Raw genomic sequence first — 18408 nt, forward strand, 5'->3', positions numbered from 1 at the left:
TACAGCGGTCGGACGAAGCTGTCTGCGCAGCACGTTTTGCGTCAGAATCCACGCCTATTCGCCGTTCGGTAAGTGTTTCGATGAGTTGCAACAGCCAGAAAATCAGCGCGCTGCGCAGGCAGATACCTTCGTTCGAGTGCGTCCCCGGCTGCCACGACTGCTGTGGGCCGGTGACCACCTCACCCGAGGAAATGTCGCGCCTGCCACGCAAGACTGCCGCCGAGCAGGAGGCGGCCATGGACGAGCTGAACTGCGTGCACCTGGGGCCGAACGGCTGCACCGTGTATGACGAGCGGCCGCTGATCTGCCGGTTGTTTGGCACTACCAAGACGTTGCCGTGCCCGAATGGGCGGCGGCCGGTGGAATTGATTCACCCTAGGGTTGAGAAGCAAATTCACGAGTACATGGCGAGTACCCGGCAAGTACTGGTCTGACGGATGTACTGGATCAAAAAAATGTGGGAGCAGGCAAGCCAGCTCCCACATTTGACCGAATTGTGTCATTTGGTCAGTCGGGGATCGGCAGATTGAGGCTCTCTTTCACCTCTTCCATCACGATATAGCTCTTGGACTCGCGCACATGCGGCAGCTTGAGCAAGATATCGCCGAGCAATTTGCGGTACGAGGCCATCTCGGAGATTCGCGCTTTCACCAGGTAGTCGAAGTCGCCTGACACCAAGTGGCACTCCAGCACATGGGGCAGCTTCAGCACGGCGCGGCGGAATTCCTCAAAGGTGTCGCCCGACTTGTAATCCAGGCTGATCTCGACAAATACCAGCAAACTCCCCTTCAAATGCTGCGGGTTGAGCCGCGCGTTGTAGCCCATGATGATCCCTTCGCGCTCCAGGCGGCGGACCCGCTCGGTGCACGGCGTGGTCGACAGCCCGACCTTTTCCCCCAGCTCCGTGAACGAAATACGCCCATCGGTTTGCAGGATACGCAGGATATTGCGATCGATCTTGTCCAGCTCCCGCTTGGTCTGGGTGTTGGTACGCATAGGGGATACGCCTCTGTGAAAAGGGTTTTTGCCGAGAATTGTCGCCAAATATAGGCATTTATATAGTGAAATGCACTGGTCATTGTTTTTTACACTGCGCCCATCATTGCTCGAATAACACACGTCAGCGGCTAAGCCCGTGATGAGGATATAAAAATGCGCGTTCTGGTCTTGGGTAGCGGCGTCATTGGGGTGACCAGTGCCTACTATTTGGCGCGGGCCGGCTTTGAAGTGGTTGTGGTCGACCGTCAGCCCGCCGCTGCCATGGAAACCAGTTTCGCCAACGCAGGCCAGGTGTCGCCGGGTTATGCCTCGCCCTGGGCCGCGCCAGGCGTGCCGCTCAAGGCCATCAAGTGGTTGCTGCAACGCCACGCGCCACTGGCGATCAAAGCCACCGCCGATATCGATCAGTACCTCTGGATGGCGCAGATGCTGCGCAACTGCACCCAGAGCCGTTATGCGGTGAACAAAGAGCGCATGGTGCGCCTGTCCGAATACAGCCGTGACTGCCTTGACGAACTTCGCGCCGAAACCGGCATTGCCTACGAAGGCCGCAGCCTTGGTACTACGCAGTTGTTCCGCACCCAGGCGCAATTGGATGGCGCAGCCAAAGACATCGCCGTATTGAAAGAATCCGGCGTGCCGTTCGAATTGCTCGACCGCGCCGGCATTGCCCGCGTAGAGCCAGCCCTGGCCAGCGTCACCGATATCCTCGCCGGCGCCCTGCGCCTGCCCAACGACCAGACCGGCGACTGCCAGATGTTCACCACGCGTCTGGTGGACATGTGCAAGCAATTGGGCGTGGAATTCCGTTTCGAACAGGACATCCAGCGCCTTGATTACGCCGGTGATCGCGTTAATGGCGTGTGGATCGATGGCAAGCTGGAAACCGCCGACCGTTACGTACTGGCCCTGGGCAGTTACTCGCCCAAGTTGCTCAAGCCGCTGGGGATCAAGGCGCCGGTGTACCCGCTCAAGGGTTACTCGCTGACCGTGCCGATCACCAACCCGGCGATGGCGCCGACTTCGACCATTCTTGATGAAACCTACAAGGTCGCGATCACCCGTTTCGACAACCGCATCCGCGTCGGCGGCATGGCTGAAATAGCCGGTTTTGACCTGTCGCTGAACTCTCGTCGACGTGAAACCCTGGAGATGATCGTCAACGACCTTTATCCTCAGGGCGGCGATTTGACCGAAGCCACTTTCTGGACCGGCCTGCGCCCGACCACACCCGACGGCACGCCGATTGTCGGTGCCACCCCGTTCAAGAACCTGTTCCTGAACACCGGCCACGGCACCCTTGGCTGGACCATGGCGTGCGGCTCTGGCCGTTTGCTGGCTGACCTGATGGCGAAAAAAACGCCGCAGATCAGCGCCGAAGGTCTCGATATTTCCCGTTACGGCAGCAACCACCAGGAGTCCGCAAAACATGTCAATCCAGCGCCAGCTCACCAATGAGCGCATGAGCCAGATCGTTGTTCACAGCGGTACCGTGTATCTGGCAGGGCAGGTCGGCGACGACATGAATGCCGGGATTGAACAGCAGACCCGCGAAACCCTGGCCAATATCGAACGTTTGCTGGACCTGGCCGGCACCGACAAAACCAAGTTGCTGTCGGTGACGATCTACCTCAAAGACATCGATGCCGATTTCGCCGGCATGAACGCGGTGTGGGACAAGTGGCTGCCTAAAGGCGTGGCCCCGGCCCGTGCCACGGTTGAGGCCAAACTGTGCGAACCGGAAATTCTGGTAGAGCTGTCCGTGGTGGCTGCGCTGCCTTAAACGTAGCTTTTTCCCCCGGCGCCGTGGCTGATAGTCGGCGCCGGTTTTTCTTCACTTTACCGCCTAGAAGCCTGCCGCCATGCGTCCTGCCCGTGCCCTGATCGACCTCCAAGCCCTGCGCCATAACTACCAACTGGCCCGTGAAGTCACGGGAGCCAAAGCCCTCGCCGTGGTCAAGGCGGATGCCTATGGCCATGGTGCCGTACGTGTGGCCCAGGCGCTGGAAGCCGAGGCGGATGGGTTTGCGGTGGCGTGCATCGAGGAGGCATTGGAGCTGCGGGCTGCCGGGATTCGTGCGCCGGTATTGCTGCTGGAAGGTTTTTTCGAAGCTGACGAACTGCCGCTGATCATCGAACATGATTTTTGGTGCGTGGTGCATTCGTTGTGGCAGTTGGAAGCCATCGAACAAGCCCGGCTGAGCAAACCGCTGACCATTTGGCTCAAGCTCGATTCGGGCATGCACCGCGTAGGCCTGCACCCCAAGGATTACCACGAGGCGTACCAGCGCCTGCTGGCCAGCGGCAAAGTGGCCAGGATCGTACTGATGAGCCACTTCGCCCGCGCCGATGAACTCGATTGCGTGCGCAGTGACGAGCAAGTGGCGGTGTTTGAAGCGGCGCGCCAAGGGTTGTCGGCCGAGGTCAGCCTGCGTAATTCGCCGTCGGTGATGGGCTGGCCGAATATGTCCAGCGACTGGGTGCGCCCAGGCATCATGCTCTACGGTGCCACGCCGTTTGGTGAGGACCAGGCCATCGCTGCGCGTTTGCAGCCGGTGATGACCCTGGAATCGAAAGTCATCTGCGTGCGTGAATTGCCGGCCGGTGAGCCGATCGGTTACGGCGCCAAGTTCATCACGCCAAAACCGATGCGCGTCGGCGTGGTTGCCATGGGCTATGCCGACGGCTACCCGCGCCATGCACCGACCGGCACGCCAGTGCTGGTGGCAGGCCAGCGCAGCCAGTTGCTGGGCCGAGTGTCCATGGACATGCTCTGCGTTGACCTCACCGACGTGCCCCAGGCCGGGCTCGGTTCCACCGTGGAGCTGTGGGGCAAAAATATCCTTGCCAGTGACGTGGCGGCGGCTGCCGAGACCATCCCCTACCAGATTTTCTGCAACCTGCGCCGCGTACCAAGGCTCTATTGCGGGGCTTAAGCAGCGCCTACGAGCAGAGCCCACCGGGATTTAGGTCCAAGTGTTGTAAATACTGAACGCTGTCGCCATGATAACGCTCAACTACAACAAAGCCTGAATCCTAGGAGGCTCCTGCATTGGACGTCGGCGAACGACTGCAATCCATCCGTAAACTCAAAGGTCTTTCCCAGCGTGAGCTCGCCAAGCGCGCGGGTGTCACCAACAGCACCATTTCGATGATCGAAAAAAACAGTGTCAGCCCCTCGATCAGTTCCTTGCGCAAGGTGCTGGGCGGCATCCCCATGTCCATGGTCGAGTTCTTTTCCGAAGAGATCCTCCAGGAAAAACCGACGCAGATCGTCTATAAAGCCAATGAGCTGATCGACATCTCGGACGGCGCCGTCACCATGAAACTCGTCGGGCGCGCGCACCCCAGCCGGGCGATTGCGTTTCTTAACGAGATCTACCCGCCGGGCGCCGATACGGGCGAAGAAATGCTCACCCACGAAGGCGAAGAAACCGGGATCCTGGTGGAAGGTCGCCTGGAGTTGGTGGTCGGTCTTGAAACTTTTGTGCTCGAAGCCGGCGATAGCTACTACTTTGAAAGCACCAAGCCGCATCGTTTTCGCAACCCGTTCGACGTGCCGGCGCGGCTAATCAGCGCAGCCACACCTGCGAACTTTTGACAGAAGAGGCGTGCTGCCAGCGTTGCAGACACACCCGTTGCTGTAACCGTGAGGCCGAATCTCCCTTTATTTAATAGGGTTGTTTCGGCATCACGGGCTAACCGTTATACTTTCGCCGCCTGCGAAACCGTGGCCGCAGGCGTGAATAGCCACCATTGAGGGTGAACGCGTGAACCTAATTATGAAAATGCTGGCTGCACCAGCAACCGTACTGGCCCTATGGGCTGTCAGCGCTCAAGCTGCGACCAATGATGAAATTGCCAAGCGCCTGGAGCCTGTCGGCCAGGTGTGTGTCCAGGGCCAGGAATGCAAAGGGATGGAAGTTGCCGTGGCTGCGGGCGGCGGCGGCGGCGCGAAGACGCCGGATGAAGTGATTGCCAAGCACTGCAATGCGTGCCACGGCACGGGTTTGCTGGGCGCACCGAAGATCGGTGACAGCGCGGCCTGGAAAGACCGCGCCGACCACCAGGGCGGCCTCGACGGCCTGCTGGCCAAGGCGATCACCGGCTTGAACGCCATGCCGCCAAAAGGCACATGCGCCGATTGCTCGGATGCTGAGCTGAAAGGCGCAATCGAGAAGATGTCGGGGCTGAAATAAACCGATCTTCGCCAAAAAGCCGCTGACCAGCGGCTTTTTTGTGCCTGCGATTTGTACTTCAACGCTGTTCATTGCAGCAAAGACCCGGCAAGCTCGGTCCAACCCCTAATCACGGAATGTTCAGGAGGGTCGGATGGTGCAGTTGTGTTCAATCGAGCAAGCAGTTGACGACGTACTGGCACGCTTGCCGGCGCATATCCACATGGGCATGCCGCTCGGTCTGGGCAAGCCCAACCTGTTCGTCAATGCGCTGTACCGGCGTATCGCCAAGCTGCCGGAGCGCGAGCTGACGATCTATACCGCACTGGCCCTGGGCCGCCCGACCATGGGTGACGGCTTGCAGAAGCGCTTTCTCGAACCCTTTATCGAGCGGGTATTCGGCGACTATCCCGAGCTGGATTTCCTGGCGGATTTGCACAAGGACAGCCTGCCAAAGAACATCCGTGTGCAGCAGTTCTTCATGCAGCCCGGCAGCCTGCTGCATAGCGCGTCGGCGCAGCAGGACTACGTCAGCAGCAACTACAGCCACGCTGCCCGCGATATCAACGCCGCCGGCTTGAACCTGGTGGCGCAATTGGTCGCCAGCAGCGCCGAACACCCCGACCGGCTGAGCTTGAGCTGCAACCCCGATATCACCCTCGACCTGCTGCCGATGATCGCCAAGCGCCGCGAAGCAGGCGAAACCATCCTCGTCGTCGGCCAGGTTCACAGCGATTTGCCCTATATGCCCGGCGATGCCGAACTGGGTATGGACGCCTTCGATTACCTGATCGACGAGAAGGACAGCACCACGTTGTTCTCCACACCGAATATGCCGGTCGGCTTTCAAGACCACTTTATCGGCTTGCATGCCAGCACCCTGGTGCGCGATGGCGGCACGTTGCAGATTGGCATTGGCTCTATGGGCGATGCGCTGACCGCCGCCTTACTGGCGCGCCAGGCCGATAACGAAGCCTACCGGTTGTTGCTGACGGATCTGGATGTTTACCAGTGGGCGCCTTTGATCAGCCGCGAAGGCGGTGTCGAGCCCTTTGCGCGTGGCCTTTATGGATGCAGCGAAATGTTCGTCAACGGCCTGCTGGTGCTGGCCGATGCCGGGATTATTCGGCGCAAGGTCTACCCGGATGTGACGACCCAGCAGCAGGCCAACGCCGGCACCCTGGATGACGCCGCGCAGCCCGACGGTGTTTCCATTCACGGCGGTTTCTTCCTCGGGCCGCGCAGCTTTTACCAGCGTTTGCAGGAAATGACTCACGCCAAACGTCTCGAATTCAACATGACCGCCATCAGCTACATCAACGAGCTGTACGGGCAGGAAGCACTCAAGCGTCTGCAACGCCTGGATGCGCGCTTTATCAACAGCGCGATCATGGTGACGCTGCTCGGTGCGGGCGTGGCCGACCAGCTCGAAGACGGTCGCGTACTCAGCGGCGTGGGCGGGCAGTACAACTTTGTTGCGCAAGGCCATGCGCTGGAGGGCGCGCGTTCAATCCTGATTCTGCGCAGCTGGCGCGAGTCGGCGGGTGAGGTCAGTTCCAATATAGTCTGGGAGTACGGGCACTGCACCATCCCACGGCACCTGCGGGATATCGTCATTACCGAATACGGCATTGCCGACTTGCGCGGTCAGACGGATGCCAAGGTGATCGAGGCCTTGCTCAAGGTCACCGACTCGCGCTTCCAGAACGACCTGATCGAACAGGCGCAAAAGGCTGGCAAGCTGGCCAAGGACTTCGAACTGGACCCACGTTTTACTGAGAATACGCCGGAGCGGCTCAAGGGCATTCAGGCGCGGCATCGCCGGTTGTTTCCGGAATATCCGTTGGGCACTGATTTTACCGATGAGGAACGGGACCTGTTGCGCGCCCTTAACTGGCTCAAGAGCAAATTCAAGCTGACGGAGATTCTGGAATTGGGCCGGGCGGCACTGGATGCACCGGAGCCGGAGGCGTTTCCCGAGCATTTGAAGCGCATGCGGCTGGATCAGCCGGAGGGGTTGAAAGAGGATCTGTATCAGCGCTTGCTGCTTGCTGGCCTCCAAGCCACCGCGCACTGACAGGCACCAAAAATCAAATGTGGGAGCTGGCTTGCCTGCGATAACGGAGTGTCAGTCGACAGAGTTGTCGACTGTCAGGCCCTCATCGCAGGCAAGCCAGCTCCCACATTTTTAATCGAGTTCAGGCAGTGATTACTCGATGAAGGTGACGACGCCACCGGCCAGCGACTTCACCCGCGCCAGCGACTCAACCCGATAACCCTGCGCGTCCAGCTCCCCACGGCCACCCTGGAACGACTTCTCAATCACAATCCCCAAGCCTGCAACGGTCGCGCCGGCTTGCTTGATGATCGAGATCAGCGCCTGGGACGCTTTGCCGTTGGCCAAAAAGTCGTCGATCACCAGCACGCGGTCGCTGCTGGTCAGGTGACGTGGGGAAATCGCCACGGTGCTTTCGACCTTCTTGGTGAAGGAATACACAGTGGCCGACAGCAGGTTTTCAGTCAGGGTCAGAGACTGTTGCTTGCGGGCGAAGATCACCGGTACGCCGAGGTTCAGGCCGGTCATGATCGCCGGGGCGATGCCCGAGGCTTCGATGGTGACGATCTTGGTGATGCCCGAGTCCTTGAACAGCGCGGCGAATTCGTCGCCGATCAACTTCATCAGCGCCGGGTCGATCTGGTGGTTCAAAAAGGCGTCAACCTTGAGGACCTGATCGGAAAGCACGATGCCTTCTTCGCGAATTTTCTTGTGCAGTGCTTCCACGGAAAGCTTCCTCTAATGGCGCGGTTTGCGCCGAAAGTAGATTAAAAAGTAGTCGATTCTAGCGCTTTAACATCGCGCGTATGTCCGCCAAGGCGGTGTTGCCGCGAACGGCCTTCACCTCGGTCGGGGTGTCGTCATTGCCTTCCCAGGCCAGATCGTCCGGCGGCAGTTCATCCAGGAACCGGCTGGGGGCACAATCGATGATCTCGCCGTATTGCTTGCGCTTGGCGGCGAAGGTGAAGGCCAGTGTCTGACGTGCGCGGGTAATGCCCACGTAGGCCAGGCGCCGTTCCTCTTCGATGGTGTCGGCTTCAATGCTGGAACGGTGCGGAAGGATTTCCTCTTCCATGCCCATGATGAACACGTAAGGGAATTCCAAGCCCTTGGACGCGTGCAGGGTCATCATCTGCACGCCTTCGGCGCCGTCTTCTTCTTCCTGTTGGCGCTCAAGCATGTCGCGCAACACCAGCTTGCCGATGGCGTCTTCGACGGTCATCTCGCCTTCTTCGTCCTTCTCCAGCGTGTTTTTCAACGCCTCGATCAGGAACCAGACGTTGCCCATGCGGTAATCCGCAGCCTTGTCGCTGGAACTGTTGGTGCGCAGCCAGTTTTCATAGTCGATGTCCATGACCATGCTGCGCAGGGCGCTGATCGGGTCTTCGCCGGCGCACTGCTCGCGTACCTTGTCCATGAAGCGTTTGAAGCGCGACAGGCGATCGGTGAAGCGCGTGTCCAGGTGCTCGCCCAGGCCGATTTCGTCGGTGGCGGCGTACATCGAGATTTTGCGTTCGGTGGCGTAGTTGCCGAGCTTTTCCAGGGTCGTCGAACCGATTTCCCGACGCGGCACGTTGATCACGCGCAGGAAGGCGTTGTCGTCATCCGGGTTCACGATCAGCCGGAAGTAGGCCATCAGGTCTTTTACTTCCTGGCGTCCGAAAAAGCTGTTGCCGCCCGACAGGCGATACGGCACCTGGTGGTGCTGCAACTTCAGCTCGATCAGCTTGGCCTGGTAGTTGCCGCGATACAGGATCGCGAAATCGCTGTAGGGCCGGTCGGTACGCAAGTGCAGGCTGAGGATTTCCACGGCCACGCGCTCGGCTTCGGCGTCTTCATTGCGGCAGCGGATCACGCGGATCTCGTCGCCATGGCCCATCTCACTCCACAGTTGTTTTTCAAACTCGTGGGGGTTGTTGGAGATCAGCACGTTGGCGCAGCGCAGGATACGGCTGGTGGAGCGGTAGTTCTGCTCCAGCATCACCACTTTCAGGGACGGGTAGTCGTCCTTGAGCAACATCAGGTTTTCCGGGCGCGCGCCACGCCAGGCGTAGATCGACTGGTCGTCGTCGCCTACCACGGTGAACTGGTTGCGCGTGCCGATGAGCATTTTCACCAGCAGGTATTGGCTGGCGTTGGTGTCCTGGTATTCGTCCACCAGCAGGTAGCGGACCTTGTTCTGCCATTTTTCGAGGATGTCGGCGTGTTCCTCGAACAGCTTTACCGGCAGCAGGATCAGGTCGTCGAAGTCCACCGCGTTGAACGCCTTGAGCGTGCGCTGGTAGTGGGTGTAGACGATGGCGGCGGTCTGCTCCTTGGGGTTGCGCGCGTTTTCCAGGGCCTGGGGCGGCAGGATCAGGTCGTTTTTCCAGGCGCCGATCATGTTCTTGATCTCATCCACGCCGTCGTCGCCTGCGTATTCCTTCTGCATGATGTCAGTCATCAGCGACTTCACATCGGTCTCGTCGAAGATCGAGAAGCCCGGCTTGTAGCCCAGCCGCACGTGCTCCTTGCGGATGATGTTCAAGCCCAGGTTGTGGAACGTGCACACCGTAAGGCCACGGCCTTCGCCGCCCTTGAGCAGCGTGCCGACACGCTCCTTCATTTCGCGCGCGGCCTTGTTGGTAAAGGTCATGGCGACGATGTACTGGGCACGGATGCCGCAGTTCTGGATCAGGTGCGCGATCTTGCGGGTGATCACGCTGGTCTTGCCGGAGCCAGCACCGGCGAGCACCAATAGAGGGCCGCCGACGTAGTTCACGGCTTCTTGCTGCCGGGGATTGAGTCGGGACATACAGAAATCAGGGAGTCGTTGTTCAAAAGGGCGGGCATTTTAACAGGCTGGCAAGATTCTGCTGCTTTAGAACGACGGTGTGACGTACCACTCGATCTAAATTTGCCGGTTTTGATACTTTGCCGCAGGATGTGACGGGTAACTGCAGCGAATGTATACCGTTAGCGTATTTGATAACCCTTATCATTGGTGATTATCAGGCCGCGCGTCATAATGCCCGCCGCCAAAAAATTTTGCAGAGTCTAGGGAGCTAGCTTGTCTACGCCTGTCGAACCCTTGCGTTTGCTGCTACTGGCCGATGAGCCAGCGTGGGCAGCGTTGTTGCGCGAGTGCCTGGCGCCGATGGGCGATGGGGCTGTGCTGGTCAGCGCGCCCAACTGGGACTCGGTGAGTCGTCTGTTCGATGACGACCACAGTGCCGTGTTATTGACCACGCCCAGCCTGCAACCCGGCCCAGGCCGTTGCAGCCTGCCGTGCATATTGCTGCTGGAGCAGGAACCGCTGGTTTCACCGCTGGGTGTGAGCGATTGGCTGGTCTTTGGTGCATTGGATACCGATACCTTGCGCCGCTGCCTGCGCCACGTGCGTGAGCGCGGCGTGCTGGAAAACACCCTGCAGCGCCTGGCCGAACAGGACCCGCTGACCGGTATCGCCAACCGCCAGGGTTTCCAGACCTTGCTGGCGGCGCGCCTGGCTGAAAACGAAGGCCGTGGCCTGGCCCTCGGCCATCTGGACCTCGACAATTTTCGTCACGCCAACGACGCCTTGGGCCATCAGGCCGGCGATCGTTTGATCCTGCAAGTGGTCTCGCGGCTCAAGAGCCAACTCGAAGCCGGTGACCAACTGGCGCGCCTGGGCAGCGACGAATTCGCCCTGCTGATCGACACCCGCCGTGCGCCCCAGCGCGCCGAGTGGATGGCCGAGCGCATTACCGAAGCCATGGCCGAGCCGTATTGGGTGGATGGCGAAAGCCTGCTGATCGGCTGCAGCCTGGGCGTGGCACATGCCCGTGCCCGCGCCGGGGCCGACCCGCTGATGTGGCACGCGCACATCGCCATGCAGCAGGCCAAGAGTACCCAGGGCTGTACCTTTCACATCTTCAACGAACGCATCAACCGCAACGCCCGCAGCCTGGCCGACCTGGAAAGTGAGCTGCGCCGTGCTCTGCGCCGCGACGAACTGGAGCTGCATTACCAGCCGCGCCTGGATTTGGACGACGGGCATATCGTCGGCCTGGAAGCGCTGGTGCGCTGGCGCCACGGCGAGCGTGGCCTGTTGCCACCCAGCGAATTCGTGCCCTTGGCCGAACAGAGTGGCCTGATTGTGCCATTGGGTTACTGGGTGATCTCGCGGGCCTTGCGCGATATGCAAGACCTGCGCGAACGCGGCCTGCCGCCGCTGCATATGGCGGTCAACCTGTCGTTTCGCCAATTCCAGGACAGCCAGTTGCTTTCGACGTTGAGCCGGCTGATCGCCGAGCGTGGCGTTGAAGCGCAGTGGCTGGAGTTCGAGCTGACCGAGACCGCCGTGATGCGCCGCAGTGACTTGGTCAAGCAGACCATGGACGCCCTTGGCCGTTTGGGTGTGCGGTTTTCCCTGGATGATTTCGGCACCGGTTTTTCCTCATTCGTGCACCTCAACAGCCTGCCAATTGCCTTGCTGAAGATCGACAAGAGCTTCGTCGGCGGCATGGAAGAGCGCGAAGAAAACCGCAAGCTGGTGCATGCCATGATCAACCTGGCCCACAACCTCAACCTGGAAGTGGTGGCCGAAGGGGTGGAAACCCCTGAACAGCTGGCGTTGTTGCGGCTGTTTGGGTGTGATCAGGCCCAGGGTTACCTGATCAGCAAGCCGTTGCCGTTGCCGGAGCTGGTGGAGTATTTGACGTTCGGCAAGAGCCAGCAGGCGCTGCTGGGCTGAAGGTTGTAAACCCAATCAAAAATGTGGGAGCTGGCTTGCCTGCGATGGCGGTGGGCCAGCCAGCCAATTTGGCATCTGACACACCGCCATCGCAGGCAAGCCAGCTCCCACATTGACCGAGTACATTCTCTAGTCTGGTTGCATCGCCGGGAATTGCGTGCGCACTTCAGGCTCCTGCCGAATCATCCGCTTCATCTTCGCCTCAAACGCCCACGTCAGGCTGACGGCCGCACACGCCAGCCCAAGCGCCAAACCCCACCACACGCCCGTTGGGCCCCAGCCCAGGGTGAACGCCATCAACCAAGCAGACGGCGCGCCGATCAGCCAATAGCAACCCAAACCCACCAGGAAGGTGGTCTTGGCGTCCTTCAGCCCGCGAATACAGCCCATGGCAATGGTTTGCACGCCGTCGAACAACTCAAACCACGCCGCCACGGCCAACAGGCTGACCGCCAGCACGATGACGTCGTGGAAGGCTGGGTCGTTATGGTCCAGAAACAGCCCGATAAGCGCATCGGAAAACAGCCACAGCACAACGGCAAATCCCAACATCACCAACGCGCCAAAACCGATGCCGACCCGCCCGGCCATGCGCGCCTGCAGCAATTGCCCGGCGCCGTAATGCTGACCGATGCGCATGGTGATCGCGTAGGACATCCCCGCCGGCACCATGAACGCCACCGAAACGATTTGCAGGGCAATCTGATGCGCTGCCAATTGCGTACTGCCCATGGTGCCCATGCACAACGCCGCGAAGGCAAACAAACCGACCTCCACCGCATAGGTGCCGCCAATCGGCAGGCCCAGGCGCCACAGCTCACGCAGATACTGAGTGTTAAGGCGCAGCAGGCCCGCGCCGAGCGGGTAGGCTGCGTAAGCCCGGTTACTGCGGATGTACCACATCAGCGCCAGGGCCATGCTGTTGGCGACGATCGCTGTTACCAGGCCGATGCCCATCAGGCCGAGCTTCGGCAGACCGAACATGCCTTCGATCAAGGCATGGTTGAGCAAGTAGTTGAGTACCGTGCCGCCCAGGCTGATCACCATCACCGGCGTTGCCTTGCCGATGGCGCTGGTGAAACCGCGCAAGGCCATGAAGCTCAGGTAGCCGGGCAGGGCGAACGGCAGGATGGTCAAGAATTGCCCAGCCGCCTGCACGTTGGTTTCGGTCTGGCCGAACATCAGCAGCACGGGCTTGAGATTCCACAACAGCAAGCCGGCCACCAACGCCATCAACCACGCCAACCAAAGACCTGCTTGGGTCAGGCGAGTGGCGCCTTCGATGTCACCGGCGCCATGACGGATGGCGACCAGCGTGCCGACGGCGGCAATCACACCGATGCAGAAGATCGCCACGAACGAATAGCTCGCCGCGCCCAAGCCGCCACCGGCCAGGGCTTCGGGGCTCAGGCGGGCCATCATCAGCGTGTCGGTCAGCACCATCAGCATGTGCGCCAACTGTGAGGCAATCAACGGCCCCGACAGCCGCAGAATGGCCCAGAGTTCAGTACGCACCGGATGTTGCATGATCATCACACTCAAAAAGTCAGAGGGTTGGGAAAGGGCTGATTCTCGGCGCTCCCGAGGCATTACACAAAAGGATAAAAGCGATCATTCGCATGATTAAAACTCATGGTAGGGTTGGGTATTGATCTGAGGGGGTTCTTCTATGGCACGCCGTCTACCGCCGCTGTATGCCTTGCGCGCCTTTGAAGCCGCCTCCCGGCACAACTCTTTTACCCGTGCGGCGGATGAGCTTTCCATCACGCAAAGTGCTGTCAGCCGGCATATCCGCACGCTCGAAGAGCACTTCGCCTGCCGCCTGTTCCAGCGCAGTGGCCGCAACCTGCAGCTCACCGAAGCGGCGCGCCTGCTGTTGCCCGGCGTGCGCGAAGGCTTCGCGGCGCTGGAACGCGCCTGCCACACCCTGAACGCCGAAGACGACATCCTGCGCATGAAGGCGCCATCGACCCTGACCATGCGCTGGTTGCTGGCGCGGCTCAGTCGCTTTCGCGCCTTGCAGCCTGGCAATGAAGTGCAACTGACCAGTGCATGGATGAGCGTGGATGAAGTGGACTTCAACCAGGAACCCTTCGACTGCGCTGTATTACTGAGCTACGGGCACTTTCCGGCGGATTGGGAGGCCTGCTACCTGTTCCCCGAACTGCTGATCCCGGTGGGCGCGCCCAATCTGCTCAATGACGGCCCCTGGGACGTCGCTCGCCTGGCAAGCGCCGAGCTGCTGCACCCCACGCCCGACCGCCGTGACTGGCGCAATTGGCTGGAGCGCATGGGGTTGTCGTCCCAGGTGTCGCTCAAGGGTGGGCAGGTGTTCGATACCTTGGAGTTAGGCATGATCGCCGCCGCGCGGGGTTACGGCGTGTCCATGGGCGATTTGCTGATGGTGGCCGAAGACGTGGCCCAGGGCCGCTTGAGCCTGCCGTGGCCGACGGCGGTAGCCAGTGGGGAAAATTACTACCTGGTGTGGCCGAAAACCCGCCCCGGTGGCGAGCGTTTGCGGCGCTTGGCTGAGTTTCTTCAAGGCGAAGTCAATGCCATGGAATTGCCCCAGGTTGAACGCCTTGCCTAGCCTTATGTGCAATCGTTTGCGCGATACCCCTGTGAATCGCTCAAGTATTGCCCGCGCTTGCCGAATAAGGTGTGTTGGAACCCCCATTTTCCAGCGTTTCCCACACGATAATTTGCCGAGCTGCGCTAAGAGATCAGGATGATCCTGGCCTCGGCCAGGAGCTGTCATGTCTCAACCTCGCGCTCGGATCGCCTCCCAGTTAGGCCTCGCCTTGGCCGTTATTTTGGCGGTCGTCATCAGCGGCAGTACTGTTTTTGCCCTGCGTTCCTTGGATTCGGCCAACCTCGACACCCGCGAGGAACACCTGGCCAGCGAGGCACGCTTGCTGGCCGATCAACTCAACACCTTCCACAGCACCTTGCGCGAGAGCACTCAGCGATTGAGCGGGCTGTTTGAAAAGCGCTTTGGCGCCGGCTTGAGTGTGCGCCCGGACCAGCAAGTCGCCGTGGCCGGTGTGCAGACCCCGAGTCTGTTGTTGGGCGATGAGGTGTTGAACAACAACTTCGCTGAGGTGGACGAGTTCAAGCAGATGTCCGGCGGGGTGGCCACGGTGTTTGTGCGCAGTGGCGAAGACTTCATTCGCATCAGTACCTCCCTGACCAAACAAGATGGCAATCGCGCCATCGGGACTGTGCTGGATCACCAGCATCCGGCCTACCAGCGCCTGTTGGCCGGGCAGAATTACATCGGGCGGGCGGTGTTGTTCGATCGCGCCTACATGACCCAGTACAGCCCCGTGCGCGATGCCGCCGGCAAGGTGATCGCCGTGTTGTTTATCGGCTTTGATTACACCGATGAGCAAAAGGCCCAGTTCGACAACCTCAAGCGCTTCCGTATCGGCCAGACTGGCTCGCTTGCCTTGCTGGACGAACAGAAGCACTGGCTGGTGCCACCGGCGGGTGTGCAGGCGTTGGATCAGGCGGTCCCGGTGATACTTGATCTGGCCAAGAACCCAGGCAAAGGCCGCTTCTGGAGCGACAAGGACGAAGATTTCTACAGTGTCGCGGTGCCGTTCGAAGGCGGCCCGTGGTCGGTGGTGGCGAGCATGCCGAAGTCCGAAATACGTGCAGTCACCTGGGCGGTGGGTATTCGACTGGTGATCGGCAGCGTACTGGCGATGTTGCTGGCAGTAGGCGCGGCGGTGTGGTTGCTGCGCAGCAAGTTGCAGCCTTTGAGCGACTTGGTGCGCCAGGCCGAAGCCTTGGGCGCTGGCGATTTGAGCGCACGCTTGAATGTGTCCAGCCATGATGAAATCGGCCAGTTGGCGAGCAGCTTCAACCAGATGGGCGAAGCACTCTCGACCATGGTCTCGCACATCCGTAAAGCGGCCGAAGAGGTCAACAGCCGGGCTCAGGCGTTGTCCGGCCTGTCGGGTGGGGCTTATGAGGGCATGGAGCAGCAGTCCGGCGAAATCACCAGCATGGCTGGCGCAGTGGAAGAGTTCAGCGCCACCTCGCTGAACATTGCCGACAACATGGGCAATACCGAGCGACTGGCCCAGGAAAACGCCCAGCAAACGCGTATTGGCCGCACCTCAATGCAAGAGGCGTCGTCGTCGCTGGAGCATATCGCCACCGCCCTCAACAGCACGGCCACGGTGATCAACACCTTGGGCCAGCGCTCCCAGGAAATTGGCGGAATCGTCGGGGTGATCACCTCGATTGCCGAGCAAACCAACCTGCTGGCGCTCAACGCCGCCATCGAGGCGGCGCGGGCCGGTGAACAAGGCCGGGGCTTTGCGGTGGTTGCCGACGAAGTGCGCAACCTGGCCTCGCGAACGCGCCAGGCCACCGACGAAATCTCGGTGATGATCCAAAGCATCCAGCAGGAAACCGGCAACGCCATCAGCACCATGGAGCACGGCAACGTGTTGATGCAGGAAGGCCTGTCGCGCAACGCCGACGTCGCTTCGGCCCTGGCGCGCATCGACGAGCAAAGCCGTTCGGCAGGCCAGCAATTTGCTGCCATTACCACCGCGACCCAGGAGCAGAGCAGCACGGCCAACGTGCTGAGCAGCAACTTGCAAAGCATCGCATTGGCCAACAGCGAACAGCGCGAAGTGGTGTCGAACCTGGCCATTACCGCCAAGGAACTGGAAACCCTGGCGGCCGGCCTGCGGCATGAGGTCGACCGTTTTCGTTAAGGCTTAATGCTCGCCCAGGCCTGGGTCCACGCGCTTGCCGATATCCTTGAGGCGCGCCAGTTGGTCGACCATCCCCGGTGCCTCGTCCATGCTGGTGACGAAGGTCCACAGGTAGGTCATGACCGCGTAGATGTGGCCGGCCTTGACCGCCGGCGACAAAGCCAACTGGCTGATCGCGACCACAAACAGCAGGGCTGCCAGCGTGCCGAGAAACAGGTACGCGGCGGCCTCGCGGTCAGACAGCCAGATGCGCAGGCGTGACAGCACGTGGTAGTGGCGACGCAAGGTCGGTGCGCCGACTTTTTCGACTAACCCGATTTCTTTTTCCAGGCGATCATTCAGGCGCTCATGCAGCGCCTGGTTGCGTTGGGCAAAGCGTGGCAGCAGCGTCACGCACAGCAGCAGGGCGGCCAGGCACGCCAGGCCGACCCACGGCTCAATCACGATCAGCATCACCGCCGCGCCAATAATCGAGACCAGCGCCGTGGCGATAATCGGCACGTGTTTTTCAAAGAAGTCGACGAATTCGCGCGCAAGTACCACCCGCGCGGCGGATTTTGAGGTGCTGTGGTTCTGCTGGCGTTGGTTGAGAATCACCGGCACCGCAAGGTCGGCGTAGATCCGCGTAAAAGTGCGCGTATCCAGCGCCCGTCGCGCCGCGCCGACCACCCAGAACGCCATCACCACCAACGCATAGAACAATGCGCTGGTGGCATCGCCACGGATAATCGAGTCCACCGCAAACCCGGCAAACAGCGGGTAGGCCAGCAGCAGAGCATTTTCCAGCGCCACCAGTGACAGTGTGCAGAACAGCTTGCCGGGGTAGGCCTTGGCGATTGCCTTGAGCGTTTGGCCGGCGGATTGCTGGCCGATTTTCTTGCTTTCTTCAATCAGGATTTGCGGGGTCACGGATGACATGGGTGCACCAAAGGAGTGATAGCCGCTATTATTGAGCGACTGCTCAAGTATCCTTGAGCGATCGCTCAAAAAGCAAGCGCCGCTTATCTACCGGCGCCCAAAGGAATTGCCCATGTCGCGTATCGACCGTAAAGACCAGATCATCGCCGCTGCCCTGGAGCTGTTTCGCAGCAAGGGTTTTGCCGATGTGTCCACCCGCGACCTGGCCGAGCATGCCGGCTTGTCGCGCAGCCACGTCTATCACTACTTCAGCGACTGGAACGAACTGCGTCGCGAAGCCTTTGTGCGCTTTGCCAATGAGCAATTGGATGAAGTGCGCGAGCCGTTGGCGGATGCGCCGCCGCTTGAGGCGCTGGTGGGTTTTTTAGGTGATTGCCTGCCGAGCACCGCTGATGCCGGCTGGGCGTTGTGGCTGGATGCCTGGGACGAAGCCATGCACGACCCGCAAATGGCCCAGGCGTATCTGGTGATCAACGCGCAGTGGCAAGGCATGCTGGCCGAGGTGATTGAGCGAGGCGTGGCTGAGGGTGTATTTCGCTGCGACTCGCCGCAACGCGCGGCCCGGCAAATTTTCGCATTGGCGATGGGGTATGCCGATGACCTGATGCTCAAGCCGTCTGTGGAATCGGCCGAGGCGGTGCTGGATGAGGTCATGGAAGTGGCGCAGCTGCTGTTGGGTTTCTCCGCATAAGGGCTCGGTATTTACACCATTTCACTGTGGCGAGCGGGCTTGCCCCGCGTTGGGCTGCGCAGCGGCCCCGGCTCTACCGGTTGAATCGTATTGGCCGGATCAGGAGCGCTTCGCACTCC

Annotated in this window: 16 protein-coding genes; 11 read left to right on the forward strand and 5 right to left on the reverse strand. The window is 60.5% G+C overall.

Features of this window, described 5'->3' with window-relative positions; all coding sequences use genetic code 11:
- Positions 1–80 precede the first annotated feature (80 nt).
- Positions 81–434, forward strand: coding sequence for a YkgJ family cysteine cluster protein (locus tag AB4P96_RS02730; protein ID WP_017135860.1), 354 nt, complete (start codon positions 81–83; stop codon positions 432–434).
- A 73-nt stretch (positions 435–507) separates the two neighbouring features.
- Here the strand turns inward: AB4P96_RS02730 and AB4P96_RS02735 are convergent, their stop codons facing one another.
- Positions 508–996, reverse strand: coding sequence for an Lrp/AsnC ligand binding domain-containing protein (locus AB4P96_RS02735; RefSeq protein WP_003176896.1), 489 nt, complete (start codon positions 994–996; stop codon positions 508–510).
- Between the two features lie 156 nt (positions 997–1152).
- On the opposite strand from AB4P96_RS02735, the gene dadA reads away from it, so the two are divergent.
- The 6 genes from dadA to AB4P96_RS02765 all read left to right on the forward strand — a co-directional run bounded on the left by dadA (position 1153) and on the right by AB4P96_RS02765 (position 7254).
- Positions 1153–2457, forward strand: coding sequence for a D-amino acid dehydrogenase (dadA, locus tag AB4P96_RS02740; RefSeq protein ID WP_395600484.1), 1305 nt, complete (start codon positions 1153–1155; stop codon positions 2455–2457).
- Positions 2429–2782, forward strand: coding sequence for a RidA family protein (locus tag AB4P96_RS02745; RefSeq protein ID WP_017135862.1), 354 nt, complete (start codon positions 2429–2431; stop codon positions 2780–2782). The genes dadA and AB4P96_RS02745 overlap by 29 nt, the downstream gene beginning before the upstream one ends.
- A gap of 79 nt (positions 2783–2861) precedes the next feature.
- Positions 2862–3935, forward strand: coding sequence for an alanine racemase (gene alr, locus AB4P96_RS02750; RefSeq protein WP_176992499.1), 1074 nt, complete (start codon positions 2862–2864; stop codon positions 3933–3935).
- A gap of 116 nt (positions 3936–4051) precedes the next feature.
- The gene (locus AB4P96_RS02755) at positions 4052–4600 is read left to right on the forward strand and encodes a cupin domain-containing protein (protein ID WP_017135864.1); all 549 of its coding nucleotides are present in this window, start codon (positions 4052–4054) and stop codon (positions 4598–4600) included.
- Positions 4601–4781: 181 nt separating this feature from the next.
- Positions 4782–5198 (forward strand): cytochrome c5 family protein, encoded by a 417-nt coding sequence (locus AB4P96_RS02760; protein ID WP_138451010.1) that lies wholly within the window; start codon positions 4782–4784, stop codon positions 5196–5198.
- 133 nt (positions 5199–5331) lie between these two features.
- Positions 5332–7254, forward strand: a complete 1923-nt coding sequence (locus tag AB4P96_RS02765; protein ID WP_017135870.1) for an acetyl-CoA hydrolase/transferase C-terminal domain-containing protein — start codon at positions 5332–5334, stop codon at positions 7252–7254.
- 132 nt (positions 7255–7386) lie between these two features.
- On the opposite strand, the gene AB4P96_RS02770 is transcribed toward AB4P96_RS02765, so the two are convergent.
- On the reverse strand, positions 7387–7959 hold the full coding sequence (locus tag AB4P96_RS02770) for a xanthine phosphoribosyltransferase (RefSeq protein ID WP_395600485.1): 573 nt from the start codon (positions 7957–7959) through the stop codon (positions 7387–7389).
- Positions 7960–8017: 58 nt separating this feature from the next.
- Positions 8018–10027, reverse strand: a complete 2010-nt coding sequence (rep, locus tag AB4P96_RS02775; protein ID WP_017135871.1) for a DNA helicase Rep — start codon at positions 10025–10027, stop codon at positions 8018–8020.
- A gap of 255 nt (positions 10028–10282) precedes the next feature.
- On the opposite strand from rep, the gene AB4P96_RS02780 reads away from it, so the two are divergent.
- Positions 10283–11947 (forward strand): bifunctional diguanylate cyclase/phosphodiesterase, encoded by a 1665-nt coding sequence (locus AB4P96_RS02780; protein ID WP_017135872.1) that lies wholly within the window; start codon positions 10283–10285, stop codon positions 11945–11947.
- A 129-nt stretch (positions 11948–12076) separates the two neighbouring features.
- Here AB4P96_RS02780 and AB4P96_RS02785 read toward each other — a convergent pair whose 3' ends face one another.
- Positions 12077–13480: a NorM family multidrug efflux MATE transporter gene (locus AB4P96_RS02785; protein WP_017135873.1), complete on the reverse strand. Its 1404-nt coding sequence runs from the start codon at positions 13478–13480 to the stop codon at positions 12077–12079.
- A gap of 136 nt (positions 13481–13616) precedes the next feature.
- Here AB4P96_RS02785 and AB4P96_RS02790 point away from each other — a divergent pair, with 136 nt between their 5' ends.
- Positions 13617–14537: a LysR substrate-binding domain-containing protein gene (locus AB4P96_RS02790; RefSeq protein ID WP_395600486.1), complete on the forward strand. Its 921-nt coding sequence runs from the start codon at positions 13617–13619 to the stop codon at positions 14535–14537.
- Between the two features lie 166 nt (positions 14538–14703).
- Positions 14704–16680, forward strand: coding sequence for a methyl-accepting chemotaxis protein (locus tag AB4P96_RS02795; RefSeq protein WP_395600487.1), 1977 nt, complete (start codon positions 14704–14706; stop codon positions 16678–16680).
- Between the two features lie 3 nt (positions 16681–16683).
- Here AB4P96_RS02795 and AB4P96_RS02800 read toward each other — a convergent pair whose 3' ends face one another.
- Complete coding sequence (locus tag AB4P96_RS02800; protein ID WP_395600488.1) at positions 16684–17598, reverse strand: ABC transporter six-transmembrane domain-containing protein; 915 nt, start codon at positions 17596–17598, stop codon at positions 16684–16686.
- A gap of 112 nt (positions 17599–17710) precedes the next feature.
- Here AB4P96_RS02800 and AB4P96_RS02805 point away from each other — a divergent pair, with 112 nt between their 5' ends.
- Positions 17711–18289, forward strand: a complete 579-nt coding sequence (locus AB4P96_RS02805; protein WP_017135877.1) for a TetR/AcrR family transcriptional regulator — start codon at positions 17711–17713, stop codon at positions 18287–18289.
- The last annotated feature ends 119 nt before the right edge of the window (positions 18290–18408 follow it).

The organism is Pseudomonas sp. B19125, from assembly GCF_044218855.1.
Lineage (GTDB): Bacteria > Pseudomonadota > Gammaproteobacteria > Pseudomonadales > Pseudomonadaceae > Aquipseudomonas > Aquipseudomonas edaphica.